Genomic DNA, 14,549 nt, shown 5'->3' with positions numbered 1-14,549 from the left:
CTCGGGGAAAGTCCGGGGCTGATCGGTTTGATCGGACGCCTGCATCGGCTACCTTCACGGCCATTACACCAAGGGAACCGATTCGATGGCAGGCAGCGTCAACAAAGTCATTCTGATCGGCAATCTGGGCGCGGACCCCGAAACGAAGTCGTTCCAGAACGGCGGAAAGGTGTGCAACCTGCGCATCGCGACATCGGAATCGTGGAAGGATCGCAACACCGGCGATCGCCAGGAACGCACCGAATGGCACACCGTCGCGATCTTTTCCGAAGGTCTGGTCGGGGTGGCCGAGCGCTTCCTGAAAAAAGGATCGAAAATCTATATCGAGGGCCAGCTGCGCACGCGCAAATGGCAGGATGCAAACGGTCAGGATCGCTATTCGACCGAAGTCGTGTTGCAGGGCCCGGGCTCGGTGTTGACGATGCTCGATGGTGCGCCCGGCGGCGGCGGCGGCGGTGATCGTGGTGGCGAACGCGGCGGATACGGCGGCGGTAGCGGTGGCCAGCGTTCGGGCGGTGCGTCTTCAGGCAGTTCGGGGGGCGGCGGCTTTGGCGGCGGATCGTCTGGTGGCGGCGCTTCGGGTGGTGGCTCATCGGGCGGTTATGGCAACGATCTCGACGACGATATCCCGTTCTGATCAGGTACCGCGGGTATCCCCGTACAAATGAATATGCAGCCGGTCGGTGAAGCGCCAGCCGGCTTGCATGGCTGCTTCGCTCAGCCAGCGTGATCGCATGCGCAACGTCGCGCTGTCGGTGCCTTCGGGCATGACGAACAGGCGCTCGGGCACGATAGCGTAAGTCAGCGCCAGCGCGCGCACTTCGGCCAGATCATCGGCGCTGGCGATCACGAATTTGAACAGTGCGCGCGGGTCGGCCGCCCATCCGGTCATGCGTTCGGGGATCAACGCGAGCGGGGCGGGATTGCCCGAATGCGCGAGTTTCGGGCTGACATTATACTGGTCGATCATCGCATCGATCGTGGGGCTGGGCGCCACTGTGCCATTGGTTTCGACCTCGATGTGCATTTCGCGGGGCAGGGCCGCGATCATCTGCGCCAGGGCAGGCGCCTGCAACAGCGGTTCGCCGCCTGTTATGACGACACGCGGCACGCCGAATGCGGCGATGCGCGCGGCAACTTTGGCGGGCTCCATCATGACCTGGTTGGCCTGACGCTCGAAGGCGATGCCATCGCGGTGCGGCCGATTGTCGCCGGCAAACCGCCACGTATAGGCGGTGTCGCACCACACGCACGCCAGGTTGCACCGCGACAGCCGCACGAACACACTCGGCCGCCCGATCGACGCGCCTTCGCCCTGCAATGACGCAAAAATCTCCGCCTCGCCCGGCGTGGTCGTGGCCAGGACGAGCATCAAATCCTCCCCGAAACGGGGAGGGGGACCGCGCCCCCTCTTTCCTGGGGCGTGGTGGAGGGGCGGTGCGGCTGGGTGAATCTTCGCTTGGACGTGTCATCTGACCCGGCGCGAAATCGCGACCTTTGCGTCATGAGGCGAGGCCCCTCCACCACGCTACGCGCGGTCCCCCTCCCCGTTCCGGGGAGGATTAAGACGGGCGAGGGCTGCCGAAAGCCGCGCGGCTTCGGCGGTGTGGGCTGCGTGGTCGGCGCGGGCTTTATCGACCGCTTCGGGCTTGGCACGTTCGACGAAGGATGCGTTGTTCAGGCGGCCGGCCAGGGCAGCGGCTTCCTTTTGCGACACGGCCAGCGCCTTTTGCAGCCGCGCCCGTTCGGCGGCGATATCGATCAGCCCTTCCAGCGGCACGATCAGCGTCGCATCGCCAGCGCCGATCTGCATCGCCGCGCCGGCAGGTGCCGGCGAAAGGTGGATCGCCGACAGGCGCGCCAACCGGTCGATCGCCGGACCATTGCTTGCGATGATCGCGCGCGTCGCCGCGCTTGGATCGGGCAGCCACGCTTCAAGTCGCACGCCGGGCGCGAGACCCAGTTCATTTTTCGCGGTGCGGAATCCCGATACCAGGGCAATCAGCCATTCAACCTCGACTTTGGCGGCCGGATCGCCCGCTGCTGCCGGCTCGGGCCAGCGCGCCAGGATCAGGTCGTTTGCGCGGGGGTGGGCGGGGCTGGACAACGCGTGCCACAATTCCTCGGTGACGAACGGCATGAACGGATGGAGCATCACCAGGATCTGATCGAGCACCCAGCCGGCCACGGCGCGCGTCTCGTCATCGAACGCACCCTTGATAAATTCGATATACCAGTCGCAGAACGTATCCCACGCGAAGTGATAGATCGCATTGGCCGCCGCATCGAACCGCAGATCCGCCATCGCCTGGTTAAGCGTGCCCAGCGTCCCGGCCACTTCGCCGATGATCCAGCGGTTGACGGCATGCGCCGCCACAGGCGCAGCCAGCGACGACGACGCGCCGATCCCGTTGGCCTGGCAGAACCGCGCGGCGTTCCACAGCTTGGTCGCGAAATTGCGATAGCCTTCGACCCGGCGCTCGTCCATTTTGACATCGCGGCCCTGGCTTTCCATCGCGCACATGAAAAACCGCAACGGATCGGCGCCGTACTGATCGATCAGCACCAGCGGATCGACGACGTTGCCCTTGGACTTCGACATTTTCTGGCCATCGGCCGCGCGCACCAGCCCGTGCAGATACAGCCGCCGCCACGGCACTTCGCCCATGAAATGCAGGCCCTGCATCGCCATGCGCGCATCCCAGAAAAACAGGATGTCAAAGCCCGAGATCAGCACGTCGCCCGGATAATGCCGTGCGACCATCGCGTCATTCTCATCGGGCCAACCCAAAGTCGCAAACGGCCACAGCGCGGACGAAAACCACGTATCGAGCACGTCTTCATCGCGCGTCAACACTGCGCCTTCGCCGGCCTGCGCCTGCGCGCCCGCTTCGTCGGGGGCGACATAGACTTTGCCATCGGCATCATACCACGCGGGAATGCGGTGGCCCCACCACAGTTGACGCGACACGCACCACGGCTGGATATTTCCCATCCAGTTGAAGAACGTCTTTTCCCAGGTCTTTGGCACGATCTCGATCGCGCCCGAACGCACCGCGTCCATCGGCGCCTGGGCCAGAGTGGCGGCATCGACATACCACTGGTCGGTCAGCCACGGCTCGATCACCACGCCGCCGCGATCGCCGAACGGCGTCTGGATCGTGCGCGGTTCGAATTCGTGTTCGGCGCCGTCCTTGTCGATATGCGGCACCAGCAGACCGGCTTCGGCCAGGTCCGCCACGACCGCCTTGCGCGCATCGAAGCGGTCCATGCCGATGAACCGGTCGGGGATCAGGTTGTCGGCTGTCTGCACCACGCGCGCTTGCGCGTCGAACATGTTGAACATGTCCGATGCCTTGAATCCGGCGCGCTTGCCCACGTCGAAATCGTTGAAATCGTGCCCTGGCGTAATCTTGACTGCGCCGGAACCCAGTTCCGGGTCGGCATGCTCGTCGGCGACAATGCGGATGCGCCGCCCGGTCAGCGGCAGCGTGATCCACGCGCCGATCACCGACTGATAGCGCGGATCATCGGGATGCACCGCGACCGCCATATCGGCCAGCATCGTCTCGGGGCGCGTGGTCGCCACCTCGATATGATCGAGGCCATCTGCGCGCACCACGCCATCGGCCAGCGGATAGCGGAACCGCCAGAAGCCGCCCTTGATCTCGCGCGTTTCGACCTCGAGGTCGGAAATCGCGGTCTTCAGCTTCGGGTCCCAGTTGACCAGCCGCTTGTCGCGATAGATCAGGCCCTGGTTGTGCAGGTCGACGAACACTTTCACCACCGCGCGGGTAAAATGCGGGTCCATCGTGAACTGCTCGCGGCTCCAGTCCATCGAACAGCCCAGCCGGCGCAGCTGGTTTGTGATCGTGCCGCCGCTTTCGCGCTTCCATTCCCAGATCTTGTCGATGAACTGCTCGCGCGTGTAATTGGTGCGCTTGTCCTGCCGCGCTTCCAGCTGGCGCTCGACCACCATCTGCGTCGCGATTCCGGCATGATCGGTGCCCACCACCCATAGCGCATCCTTGCCGCGCAGCCGCTCGTACCGGATCAGGACATCCTGCAGCGTGTTGTCCAGCGCGTGACCGATATGCAGGCTGCCGGTCACATTGGGGGGCGGATTGACGATCGTGAACGGCGCGGCATCGGGGCGCGCGGGGCGAAATGCGCCGCTGGTTTCCCAATGGCGATACCATTTCGCCTCGATCGTGGCAGGCTCGAAGGTCTTGGCCAGCGTTTCCGCGGCGTCTGGAATGTTCTCGGTCATGACGCGATCGCCTTGCCATCGCGGCGCTTGCGGCGCAACCTTTTGGCGTCCTGGCGCTGCTGCGCAACCGCTCGGCGCTTGCCGTGTTACAAATAATGCCGCATGACGTGCAGCGATGACGCAAGCGCCCGATTTTACCTTGAACCATGGCGAGAACGGCGACACGCTGGCGTTGACAGGCTCGTTGCTGGTGTCGACAGTTGGTATGCTCGATCGGCGGCTGCGCGCGGTCGAGGCTCCGGTTGCGACGCTCGATCTGGGCGGAGTCACCGCGATCGACACCGTCGGCGCGTGGGTCTGCCTGCGAACGATGGCTGATACCGGGGCAAAACTCGTCAATGCCGACGACATCGCCACCCGCCTGATCGAGGCGCTGGGCAAAGTCGACGATCGCAAGCCGGTCGAAGAGCTCAAGCGATTGCCGGTATGGCTGCGCGTGCCCCAGAAGATCGGCGAAGCCGTGGTCGAGATGGGCACGGGCGCCGTTGGCGTGGTGGGTTTCGTCGGTGAAATGGTGCTGTCGATCGGCCCGGTACTTCTCCATCCCACGCGTGTCCGCTGGCGCGCGCTGGTGCATCAGATGGAACTGGTCGGCGTCAACGCGCTGGCGATCGTCGGGCTGATGAGCTTTCTCGTCGGCATCGTGATCACCCAGCAGGGCGCCGCGCAATTGCGCCAGTTCGGCGCCGAAATCTATACCGTCAACCTGGTCGGGCGGCTCACCTTGCGCGAACTGGGCATCCTGATGACCGCGATCATGGTTGCGGGCCGGTCCGGCTCGGCGTTCGCCGCCGAACTCGGCACGATGAAGCTGACCGAGGAAGTCGATGCGATGCGCACCATCGGCGTCGGCCCGATGGAAGTGCTGATCCTGCCGCGAATCATGGCGACCGTGATCATGATGCCGCTGCTGGGTATCTATTCGGCGGTGCTCGGCATGATCGGCGGCGCATTCCTGGCGCAGTTTACGCTCCACATCCCGTTCCTGACATTCCTGCTGCGCATTCGCGAAGTCGTGCCGACGTACGACATCTGGGTCGGGCTGATCAAAGGCCCGGTGTTCGGCCTGATCGTCGCGTTGGCCGGGTGTTACCAGGGCATGCAGGTGCGCGACAATGCCGAGGAAGTTGGCAAGCGCACGACCGCGGCGGTGGTGCTGGCGATCTTTACGGTGATCGTGCTCGATGCGTTTTTTGCGGTGTTCTTTACCGAAGTGGGTTGGGCATGAGCGCCGAAGACATCGCCCGGACCCGTGCCGACGAAGCGGACCACGGCCGTGATCATGATCATGATCACGGGAGGCACGATCACCACCACCCGCGCCGCAAACGCATGGCGCGTGCGAGCGATCCGGTCGACGAATCACGCCAGGATTGCGAATTCGCCATTCAGATCCGCGGCTTGCGCAATGATTTCGGCACGGTCACGGTGCATGAAAATCTCGACCTCGATGTGCGCCGGGGCGAAATCCTGGGCGTGGTCGGGGGATCGGGCACAGGCAAGTCGGTGCTGATGCGGTCGATCATCGGCTTGCAGATTCCCACGGCCGGCACGATCGAAGTGCTTGGCGATTCAATCACCGATGCGCGTGTCGATTCCGAAATTTCGATCCGCGATCGCTGGGGCGTGCTGTTCCAGGGCGGCGCGCTGTTTTCCACGCTGACCGTGGGCGAAAACGTCGAAGTGCCGTTGCGCGAATTCTATCCCGAGATCGACAATATCCTCCTCGACGAAATCGCGCGGTTCAAGGTGCTGCTGACCGGGCTGTCGACCGATGCCGCAAACAAGTATCCGTCCGAACTGTCGGGCGGCATGCGCAAGCGCGCCGCGCTGGCGCGCGCGCTCGCGCTCGATCCCGAACTGCTGTTTCTCGATGAGCCGACGGCGGGGCTCGATCCGATCGGCGCGGCGGCATTCGACCAGCTGATCCTGGGGCTGCAGCACACGCTGGGGCTGACGGTGTTTCTGATCACGCACGATCTCGACACGCTGCACGAAATCTGCGACCGCGTGGCTGTGATCGCGGACAAGCATGTGATCGCGGTGGGCACGATCCCCGAATTGATGGCCACCGATCACCCGTGGATCCAGGAATATTTCAAGGGCCCGCGCGGGCGCGCGGCATCGGCCGCGCACAGCAGCGAACATAAAAACACCGCAGACAAGACATTGCCCTCGGCTCCGGCGGCCCAGGAAGGATCGGCACGATAATGGAAACGCGCGCAAACTATGTCTGGGTCGGGGCGGTCACGCTGGCGTTGTTTATCGCGTCCGCGCTGCTGGTCGTGTGGATCGCGCGGCTCAGCCATCCCGAGCAGAACCGCTATGACATTTTCTTCAAGCAGTCGGTCGACGGCGTGACAAAGGGCGCCAGCGTCTCGTTTTCCGGTGTGCCCGTCGGCCAGGTGTCGAACATCACGCTGTGGAAGAAAGACCCGGCCTATGTCCGTGTGCGGATCACCGTGAACAAGAGCGTGCCGATTTTGATGGGCACGACGGCCAGCCTGCAGGGCAGCTTTACCGGCGTGACCACGATCCAGCTGAAAGGTGCGGTCAAAGGCATGCCGCCGATCACCGATCCGGGCCCCGATGGCGTACCGGAAATTCCGACCAAGAGCAGCGGCCTTGGCGAACTGTTGTCGAGCGCGCCGGTGCTGCTGGAAAAGCTGACAAATCTGACCGACCGGCTGGCGCTGGTGCTGTCGGACAAGAATGTAAAGACGGTGGGCGACATCCTCACCAACACCGAAAAGGTCAGCGGCAGCCTGGCGGCGACCGCGCCGCAGATCAAGGCGACCCTGAGCGAATTGCAGACGACGATCCACCAGGCGAGCGGCACGCTGGCCAGCTTCGAACGCCTGTCGGAATCGACCAATAGCGCCATCAATGATCAGAACAGTGGCCTGATGCGCCAGATGCGTGAAACGCTGAAATCGGCCAATTCGGCGGCGACATCGCTGCAGGCGATGGTCGAGGAAACGCGGCCGGCGGTGCACCAGTTGAACACGCGGACATTGCCCGCAACCGATGCGGCCATCCACGATCTGCAAGGGACGATCCATGCGCTGCACGATCTGACCGACCAGATGAAGGACCGCGGTGTCGGCACACTGATCGGCGGGCCGCAATTGCCCGATTACAAGCATTGAGGGTGGGAACGACGATGAAACGTGCTGTATTTGTCCCCTTGCTGCTGCTCCCGGCGCTTGGCGGATGCATCAACCTGGGGCTGGGCAATGCCAAGACGCCGCCCGCGCTGCTGACTCTGACCGCGACCAGCCGCGCGGTCGACGGCAGCACGATCATCGGCACGCCGGGCACTGCGCTCAGCGTGATCGAACCGGGCGCGGCGGCCAAGCTGGAAGTCATACGCGTACCGGTCACGATCGACGACGCGCGTGTCGCTTATCTCAAAAAGGCGCAATGGGTCGAACGGCCCTCGCGCCTGTTTCAGCATCTGCTCGCCGAAACGCTGCGCGCCAGCGGCAAGCGGCTGGTGGTGGAGGGCGATGCGTTTACCAAAGGCCAGATCCTGAGCGGGCAATTGCTCGATTTCGGCTATGATGTGCGCTCGCGCTCGGCGGTGGTGCGCTTCGACGCGACCCGGTCGATGCCGGACGGCACCACCCAGACCCGCCGGTTCGAAGCGGGCAGTGGGCCCATCGATGCCGATGTCGGCCAGGTCGGCCCTGCGTTGAACGAAGCGGCGAACAAAGTCGCACACGATGTCAGCGACTGGATCGGCTGACTTTTTCCCCTTCCTGAAGGGGAGGGGCTCTATGGCATGAGTAGCCTCATCGTCCCCACTTAACCAACATCTCGTCATCCCGGGTCAATGCCCGGGATGACGTGGTTTTATTGGGCGGGGCGGGCCAGTTCCGCAAACCGCGCGGCGTTGAAGAAATCCGCACGCTGCCGAGCCCGGCGCGCTTCGGCTTCGGGCTCCTTGCCCCATAGCTCAGCCTGCCACAGTTCCTCGAGATTAGCCGCTTCCCACAACAGACCCAGCGGCGCATCCGGCTCGAGCGCGGCCAGCCCGATGATCACCGATGCGGCCAGCCCCGCCAGATTGCGCAACGCCGCCAGCGCAAAGGGATCGAGCGTGGCGATATGTTCGAGCATTGCGCCAAGCGTTGCAGCAGGCTGCGGCCGCGGCATCAAGCCTGAAACGCGTGTGAACGCCACCCCGAACCGCGCCTCTGCCGCGCATACCAGCGGCTCCCATTGCTCGGTCTGGCGCGCTGCAATCGGCTCGTCGGGAAACCCGCGATAGCACAGCGTGTCGCTGCCCGCGTAACCGACCAGCGCAGCGACCGTCGCGGCCGGATCGGGCGCAACGACGTCGATTGCGTAATCCGCCATGTCGCGAAACGTGAACCGGGCCGGATCGATCGTTTCGCCCTGGTCTGCCCATTCCATGACCATCGCCTGGCCCAGTGCAGCGGTCGGGACCACTTGCGCCGCACCGCCTTGCGTGCGGATCGCGCGCCCGTCGAGCAACACGCGAAAGCCTGCAGCCTCTTCGCCCAAGGCAACTTCGCGATAAAACCGTTTCACGCCTGACGTTTCCACAATTTGGCCAGCGCATAAGGGATCAGGAAAAAACCGGCCGCGCCGATGACCAGCAGCGCGCCGCCGGCAACATCGGGCACATGCGCCAGCGCCGGCTGACCATGGCTGAGAATGACAGCGCCTGTCAGCGCGACCAGCGCTGCGACGAGGCGCACCGCCTGCAACAGTGCAAAACGGGCCAAAGCCGGATCGCGGCTCATGGTGCGAACGCGCGCAGCAACCGACGCAATTCGTCGATCGATCCGGCAACCGCATCGGCGCCAGCCGCGACCAGCTCGGCAGGGTGATGATACCCCCAGTCGACCCCGATCGCGCGGACCCCGGCATTGATCGCCATCGCCATGTCATAGCTGGTATCGCCGATCACGACAGCCTGCGCCGGCGCCATGCCGGTCGCATCGAGGCAGGCCACGACCATCGCCGGGTCGGGCTTCGACGGATGCCGGTCAGCGGTCTGGAGCGTGACGAAATGTCGGGCAAGGCCGTGGCGTTCGAGCGCATGCGCCAGGCCACGATCGCTTTTGCCGGTAGCCACCCCCAGCAGCCAGCCGTCGGCATCGAGTTCGCCGACCAGCGCGGCAATGCCGTCATACAGCGGTTCGATGACCATGCCCGCTGCCCGGTTCGCGCGAAACGCATCCTTGTAGCCGGCAACCAGCGAAGCGGTCGTTTCGGCATCGACGGCCGGCGCCAGTTGCCGGATGGCTTCAGTCAGCGACAGCCCGACGATCCGGCGGATTTTTGCGCGCGACGGAGCAACCCGGCCGTGCGCGGCAAATGCGGCCTCCATCGCCAGGGCGATATCGGCCTGGCTGTCGACCATCGTGCCGTCGCAATCGAAAATCGCCAGACGTCCGGTCATGTCCGCTGCCTTGCTGCGCAATCATCCCGCATCATTGCCGGTCAGGCCCCGCGCGGTGGCCGCGAAGGGGCTTTTGCCGTGCGCCGAACAGGTGTCTTGCCGTCGGGCCTGCCCACAGGCTTGCCCACAGGTTTTGCCCCCGCTTTCACCACCCGGCGTCCACCGGGTTTGCCCGATTTACCCACAGGTTTATCCCCGGGGCGGTTGGCCGGCTTGCGCTCGGTGCGCTTCAGATCGTCGGCACCGCGACCACGGCGTTCGCCTTTGCGATCGCGGCGCACATCGCGCGAATGCGCGCGGGCGGCGCGCTTTTCGGCCACTTTGGGGTCGACTTTGGGACCGTCCTCCAGCGGCAGGTCGCCTTCGCTTTCGGTAAAGCCCAGTTGCGTCAGGCTGGCGGCGAAATGGTCGGGCAGGGGCGCTGTCACATCCAGCGTATCGCCTTCGGGATGCGGAATGATCAGGCGCCGCGCGTGCAGGTGCATCTTGCGGCTGATCGATCCGGTCAGGAACGCGCCCTGGCCGCCGTATTTGCCGTCGCCCACGATCGGATGACCGATGGCGGCCATATGCACGCGCAACTGGTGCGTGCGCCCGGTCAGCGGTTGCAGTTCGACCCAGGCGGTGCTGTTGCCGGCACGGTCGATCACGCGGTAGCGCGTGCGCGCGGTCTGGCCTTCGCCGCTTTCATCGACCATCATTTTTTCGCCGCCGGTGCCGGGCTGTTTCGACAGCGGCAGTTCGATCATCCCGTCGTAGACTTCGGGAATGCCGACCACGAGCGCCCAGTAGATCTTGCGCGTCGAGCGCCCGGCGAACTGTTTCGAGAAAAACGCGGCGCTGCCAGGCGTACGCGCGACCAGCAACACGCCCGAGGTATCCTTGTCGAGCCGGTGGACCAGGCGCGGGCGCGGGCCTGACCCGGTGACATAGGCATCGAGCAGGCCGTCGACATGCGAAAACGTGCCGCTGCCGCCTTGCGTCGCCAGGCCCGGCGGTTTGTTGAGGATGATCGCGGCACGGTCCTGCGTCATCACCATCGCATCGGCGGCGGCAATTTCCTCTTCGGTCAGCGGCTTGCGCGCCTTGTCGCCGGCAGGGCCTGGCGGCAGCGCGCCGCCCGGCGGCACGCGCAAGGCTTGTCCGGCGACCAGCCGCGTATCGACCTCGGCGCGCTTGCCATCGACACGGATCTGTCCGGTGCGCGCCCAGCGCGACACCGTGGCAAAGCCGACATCGGGCAGATGACGCTTAAACCAGCGATCGAGCCGCACGCCGTCGTCATCGGGGCGCACGGTGAACTGGCGCACCACTTCGGCAGCCTTGCCACCGGTTTTCTTCAGGATATCAGGCGTCTTCATGCAATTGCTCTCATTACGGCCAATCCGGCAAACAGTGCGCCGATCCCGGCCAGCAGCGTTACCGCTATATAGATAAAGCCCAGCCCCAGCGCGCCGCGTTCGGCCAGCATGCCGAAATCGAGTGTGAACGACGAAAACGTCGTGAACCCGCCGATAACGCCGATCCCCAGCAACAGGCGCCAGGTCTCGGCGCCGTGCGCATGGCGTGCCAGCCAGCCCATCAGCAACCCCATGACCAGCGAACCGAGCACATTGACTGTCAACGTCGACCACGGAAAGGCGGCCGTTGCCACAGGGCCGATCGCCATGGTCCACAGCCGCGCCGTGACAAAGCGCAGCCACGATCCGAACGCGCCGCCGCAGGCCACCAGCAGCGATGCGATGGGAAAGGAAGGAGTGGATGCCATCGCGTTGCCATAGAGCAAGACGCGAAAAAGTGGTAATCTGATTTCACAGGCGCGGATTTGCGCGTATCCGGCGTGTCTCAGGTGCTTGCACAGGGACAACCAAAGTGATAGTGGCCCCGCTTCAAGTGCCGACCCCGGTTGGGAATCGGCCCTCTTTGTATTTTTGTTTATTCAGGTGTTCCCCCGATTTTGATTGCGTGTGGTGCGCGAGCGTCGGGGTTCGGGCCTGTTTCATACCGTGAGGTGGCTTTTTTTATGCAGATTCTCGTCCGGGACAACAATGTCGATCAGGCTCTCCGCGCGCTCAAGAAGAAGCTGCAGCGTGAAGGCGTGTACCGTGAGATGAAACTGCGCCGCCACTTCGAAAAGCCGTCGGAAAAGCGCGCCCGTGAAAAGGCTGCCGCTATCCGCCGCGCTCGCAAGCTGGAACGCAAGCGCGTGGAACGTGACGGCGGGAAGTAGGACCTACGGCTGATGTTTGTGCGATACCGCCAGGTGCCGCGCCTAATGTCATCCACAAGCTTTGCACCAAGACTTGCTACGGGCCCCGTGCTGGGCCAAGAGGGCGCCGTTATCGCGGCGCCCTTTCGCTGTTCCGGCCCAATTGCTTTGGCATCGGAACGGGCCGGCGAGGCGCCGGGCATCCTATCAAAGAGGTCATCATGACGGACATCACCCGCGTTCCGCTTCAGCCCGTCGCCAGTGGCGCGCTGACCAAGCTGTGGATCGGCGTCGCTCTGGCGGTCGCGCTGGGCGGAGCGGTGGCGTTTGAATCGCGGCAAAAAGGTCTGTCGGTCGAAACCAGGCAGGCTGGCGCCGGCCCGATGCCGGCGGCGACAGACTATGTGCTGGTCAACTATGTCGGTCATCTGGCCAGTGGTAAGGAATTCACCCACGGCGAGCATGTGCCGATTGCGGTTTCGGGCGTGATACCCGGTTTTTCCAAGGCGCTGCAGCAGATGCAGAAAGGCGGGAAGTACCACGTGTTCATCCCGGCACGGCTGGCCTATGGCGCAAACGAACAGCGCGACCAGCAGACCGGCGAAGTCTCGATTCCGTCGAACAGCGACCTGACGTTCGATATCGACCTGGTCGATTTCAAGAGCGAACAGGAAGTGATGCGCCAGCGCATGATGATGCAGCAGCTGCAGCAGATGCAGAAAGGTAGCGCAGCGGGCGCGGGCGGGGGTGCAGCAGCGCCGGCGCCGGGCGGTGCGCCCGATCCCACCGCGCAATAGACACGATCCCGGCCGCGCAATCGGCCGGGAAACCAAAAAGGAACAGGGCATGTCAGTCGCCCCTGCCGACGTAGCGAAAATCGCTGCCCTGGCCCGGATCAAAGTCACGCCCGAAGACCTGGCCGCGATGGTGCCCGAACTAAACGGTATCCTGGCCTGGGTCGAGCAGCTGGGCGAAGTGGATGTGACCGGCATCGAGCCGATGACCGCGGTCATACCCAACCAGTTGCGCCTGCGTGCCGATATCGTCGGCGCAGACCCGCTGACCGGCGGCGGTGTCCGCGACAAAGTGCTGGCCAATGCTCCGGCGCCCGAACACGGATTCTTCGGTGTGCCCAAGGTGATCGAATAAGATGAGCAACCTGACCGATCTGGGTATCGCCGGCATTCGCGACGGCGTTGCGAGCGGCGAATTTACCGCCACCGAAGTTGCGACCGCGTTCAATGCGGCGGTGGCGCAGGCCAATCCCGTGCTCAACGCCTATATCCTCACCACGCCCGATCATGCGCTGGCGGCGGCGGCAAAGGTCGATGCGGCGCGTGCTGCGGGCGAAACGCTGGGCGCGATGGCGGGCGTGCCGATCGGCATGAAGGACCTGTTCGCAACGCAAGGCGTGCAGACGACAGCGGCCAGCCACATTCTCGAAGGGTTTGTGCCGCAGTACGAATCGACCGTTTCGCAGAAATTGTGGGACGCGGGCGCAGGTATGCTGGGCAAGCTCAATCTCGACCAGTTTGCGATGGGATCGTCGAACGAAAGCAGCGCGTTCGGCCGCGTGATCTCGCCCTGGCGCGCAACCGGCGAGACCGCGCCGCGCACACCGGGTGGATCGTCGGGGGGATCGTCAGCGGCGGTCGCGGCGCGGATCGCGGCGGCGGCCACGGGCACGGACACCGGCGGTTCGATCCGTCAGCCGGCCGCCTATACCGGCATATCCGGCATCAAGCCGACGTATGGCCGGTGCAGCCGCTGGGGCATTGTCGCCTATGCCTCGTCGCTCGATCAGGCAGGCGCGATGGCGCACGATGTCACCGATTGCGCGATCATGCTCGGCGCGATGGCGGGCTTCGATGCCAAGGATTCGACCAGTCTCGATCTGCCCGTACCCGCCTGGGCGGCTGGGCTGTCGGATGATCTGCGCGGTTTGAAAGTGGGCATCCCGCGCGAATACCGCATCGACGGATTGAATGCCGATGTCGCCAAAGGCTGGGACGACGGGATCGCGTGGCTGAAAGATGCGGGCGCAGACATCGTCGATATCAGCCTGCCGCATACCAAATATGCCCTGGCGGCATATTACATCATCGCGCCGGCCGAAGCCTCGTCGAACCTCGCCCGTTATGACGGGGTGCGGTACGGCTTGCGCGATCTGCCCGATGGCGCCGGCCTGCAGGATATGTACGCCGCGACGCGCGCCGCCGGGTTCGGCGCCGAGGTCAAACGCCGCATCCTGATCGGCACCTATGTGCTGTCGGCGGGCTATTACGATGCCTATTATACGCAGGCGCAAAAGGTCCGCGCGCTGATTTCGCGCGATTTTGCGCAGGCGTTCGAGCAAGTCGACGTGATCCTGACCCCGACCGCGCCGACCTCGGCGTTCGTGCTGGGGGCGCAGAGCGACGATCCGCTCGAAATGTACCTGAACGACGTGTTTTCGGTGCCGGCTTCGCTCGCGGGTCTGCCGTCGATGTCGGTGCCATGCGGGCTCGATCGCCATGGTCTGCCGCTCGGGCTGCATCTGGCCGGGCGGCCTTTTGATGAACAGGGCGTGCTCAACGCGGGGCTCGCCATCGAACGGCGCGCGGCGTTTACCGCGCAGCCCACAAAGTGGTGGTGAC

The 14,549-nt window shown here is 64.5% G+C and carries 16 protein-coding genes; 9 read left to right on the top strand and 7 right to left on the bottom strand.

The window, feature by feature from the left end; all coding sequences use genetic code 11:
* The first annotated feature begins 85 nt into the window (after positions 1-85).
* The gene (gene ssb, locus ACOOE2_RS12795) at positions 86-637 is read left to right on the top strand and encodes a single-stranded DNA-binding protein (RefSeq protein ID WP_420383384.1); all 552 of its coding nucleotides are present in this window, start codon (positions 86-88) and stop codon (positions 635-637) included.
* Here ssb and ACOOE2_RS12790 read toward each other — a convergent pair whose 3' ends face one another.
* Positions 638-1,375, bottom strand: a complete 738-nt coding sequence (locus ACOOE2_RS12790; RefSeq protein ID WP_420383383.1) for a 7-carboxy-7-deazaguanine synthase QueE — start codon at positions 1,373-1,375, stop codon at positions 638-640. It abuts the gene before it with no gap.
* 153 nt (positions 1,376-1,528) lie between these two features.
* Positions 1,529-4,270, bottom strand: a complete 2,742-nt coding sequence (locus ACOOE2_RS12785; RefSeq protein WP_420383382.1) for a valine--tRNA ligase — start codon at positions 4,268-4,270, stop codon at positions 1,529-1,531.
* A gap of 115 nt (positions 4,271-4,385) precedes the next feature.
* Between ACOOE2_RS12785 and ACOOE2_RS12780 the strand changes: the two genes are divergently transcribed.
* The 4 genes from ACOOE2_RS12780 (at position 4,386) to ACOOE2_RS12765 (ending at position 8,018) form a co-directional block, all read left to right on the top strand.
* Positions 4,386-5,498: an MlaE family lipid ABC transporter permease subunit gene (locus tag ACOOE2_RS12780; RefSeq protein ID WP_420383381.1), complete on the top strand. Its 1,113-nt coding sequence runs from the start codon at positions 4,386-4,388 to the stop codon at positions 5,496-5,498.
* Between the two features lie 104 nt (positions 5,499-5,602).
* Entirely contained in the window at positions 5,603-6,481 is an 879-nt protein-coding gene (locus ACOOE2_RS12775; RefSeq protein ID WP_420384610.1) for an ABC transporter ATP-binding protein, read from the top strand.
* Positions 6,481-7,419 carry an MlaD family protein gene (locus ACOOE2_RS12770; protein ID WP_420383380.1) on the top strand — a complete coding sequence of 313 codons (939 nt, stop codon included), beginning with the start codon at positions 6,481-6,483 and terminating at the stop codon, positions 7,417-7,419. Before ACOOE2_RS12775 ends, ACOOE2_RS12770 begins: the two co-directional genes overlap by 1 nt.
* A gap of 14 nt (positions 7,420-7,433) precedes the next feature.
* Positions 7,434-8,018 (top strand): ABC-type transport auxiliary lipoprotein family protein, encoded by a 585-nt coding sequence (locus ACOOE2_RS12765; protein WP_420383379.1) that lies wholly within the window; start codon positions 7,434-7,436, stop codon positions 8,016-8,018.
* 107 nt (positions 8,019-8,125) lie between these two features.
* Here ACOOE2_RS12765 and ACOOE2_RS12760 read toward each other — a convergent pair whose 3' ends face one another.
* From ACOOE2_RS12760 to ACOOE2_RS12740, 5 genes are read right to left on the bottom strand one after another with little or no spacing between them, the layout of a single operon-like run.
* On the bottom strand, positions 8,126-8,827 hold the full coding sequence (locus ACOOE2_RS12760; RefSeq protein ID WP_420383378.1) for an ATP12 family chaperone protein: 702 nt from the start codon (positions 8,825-8,827) through the stop codon (positions 8,126-8,128).
* Positions 8,824-9,042 (bottom strand): hypothetical protein, encoded by a 219-nt coding sequence (locus ACOOE2_RS12755; RefSeq protein WP_420383377.1) that lies wholly within the window; start codon positions 9,040-9,042, stop codon positions 8,824-8,826. Before ACOOE2_RS12755 ends, ACOOE2_RS12760 begins: the two co-directional genes overlap by 4 nt.
* Positions 9,039-9,704: an HAD-IA family hydrolase gene (locus ACOOE2_RS12750; RefSeq protein ID WP_420383376.1), complete on the bottom strand. Its 666-nt coding sequence runs from the start codon at positions 9,702-9,704 to the stop codon at positions 9,039-9,041. Before ACOOE2_RS12750 ends, ACOOE2_RS12755 begins: the two co-directional genes overlap by 4 nt.
* Before the next feature lie 41 nt (positions 9,705-9,745).
* The gene (locus ACOOE2_RS12745; RefSeq protein ID WP_420383375.1) at positions 9,746-11,065 is read right to left on the bottom strand and encodes an RluA family pseudouridine synthase; all 1,320 of its coding nucleotides are present in this window, start codon (positions 11,063-11,065) and stop codon (positions 9,746-9,748) included.
* Positions 11,062-11,472, bottom strand: coding sequence for a fluoride efflux transporter FluC (locus tag ACOOE2_RS12740; RefSeq protein ID WP_420383374.1), 411 nt, complete (start codon positions 11,470-11,472; stop codon positions 11,062-11,064). Before ACOOE2_RS12740 ends, ACOOE2_RS12745 begins: the two co-directional genes overlap by 4 nt.
* 255 nt (positions 11,473-11,727) lie before the next feature.
* On the opposite strand from ACOOE2_RS12740, the gene rpsU reads away from it, so the two are divergent.
* The 4 genes from rpsU (at position 11,728) to gatA (ending at position 14,548) form a co-directional block, all read left to right on the top strand.
* On the top strand, positions 11,728-11,934 hold the full coding sequence (gene rpsU / locus ACOOE2_RS12735) for a 30S ribosomal protein S21 (RefSeq protein ID WP_420383373.1): 207 nt from the start codon (positions 11,728-11,730) through the stop codon (positions 11,932-11,934).
* A 200-nt stretch (positions 11,935-12,134) separates the two neighbouring features.
* The gene (locus tag ACOOE2_RS12730) at positions 12,135-12,710 is read left to right on the top strand and encodes an FKBP-type peptidyl-prolyl cis-trans isomerase (protein ID WP_420383372.1); all 576 of its coding nucleotides are present in this window, start codon (positions 12,135-12,137) and stop codon (positions 12,708-12,710) included.
* A gap of 49 nt (positions 12,711-12,759) precedes the next feature.
* Positions 12,760-13,062: an Asp-tRNA(Asn)/Glu-tRNA(Gln) amidotransferase subunit GatC gene (gene gatC, locus ACOOE2_RS12725; protein ID WP_420383371.1), complete on the top strand. Its 303-nt coding sequence runs from the start codon at positions 12,760-12,762 to the stop codon at positions 13,060-13,062.
* 1 nt (position 13,063) lies between these two features.
* Positions 13,064-14,548, top strand: coding sequence for an Asp-tRNA(Asn)/Glu-tRNA(Gln) amidotransferase subunit GatA (gatA, locus tag ACOOE2_RS12720; RefSeq protein ID WP_420383370.1), 1,485 nt, complete (start codon positions 13,064-13,066; stop codon positions 14,546-14,548).
* The last annotated feature ends 1 nt before the right edge of the window (position 14,549 follow it).

The sequence above is a fragment of the Novosphingobium sp. genome (genome assembly GCF_965214355.1).
In the GTDB taxonomy this organism is placed as follows: domain Bacteria; phylum Pseudomonadota; class Alphaproteobacteria; order Sphingomonadales; family Sphingomonadaceae; genus Novosphingobium.
This window is presented reverse-complemented; position numbering and strand designations above follow the sequence as displayed.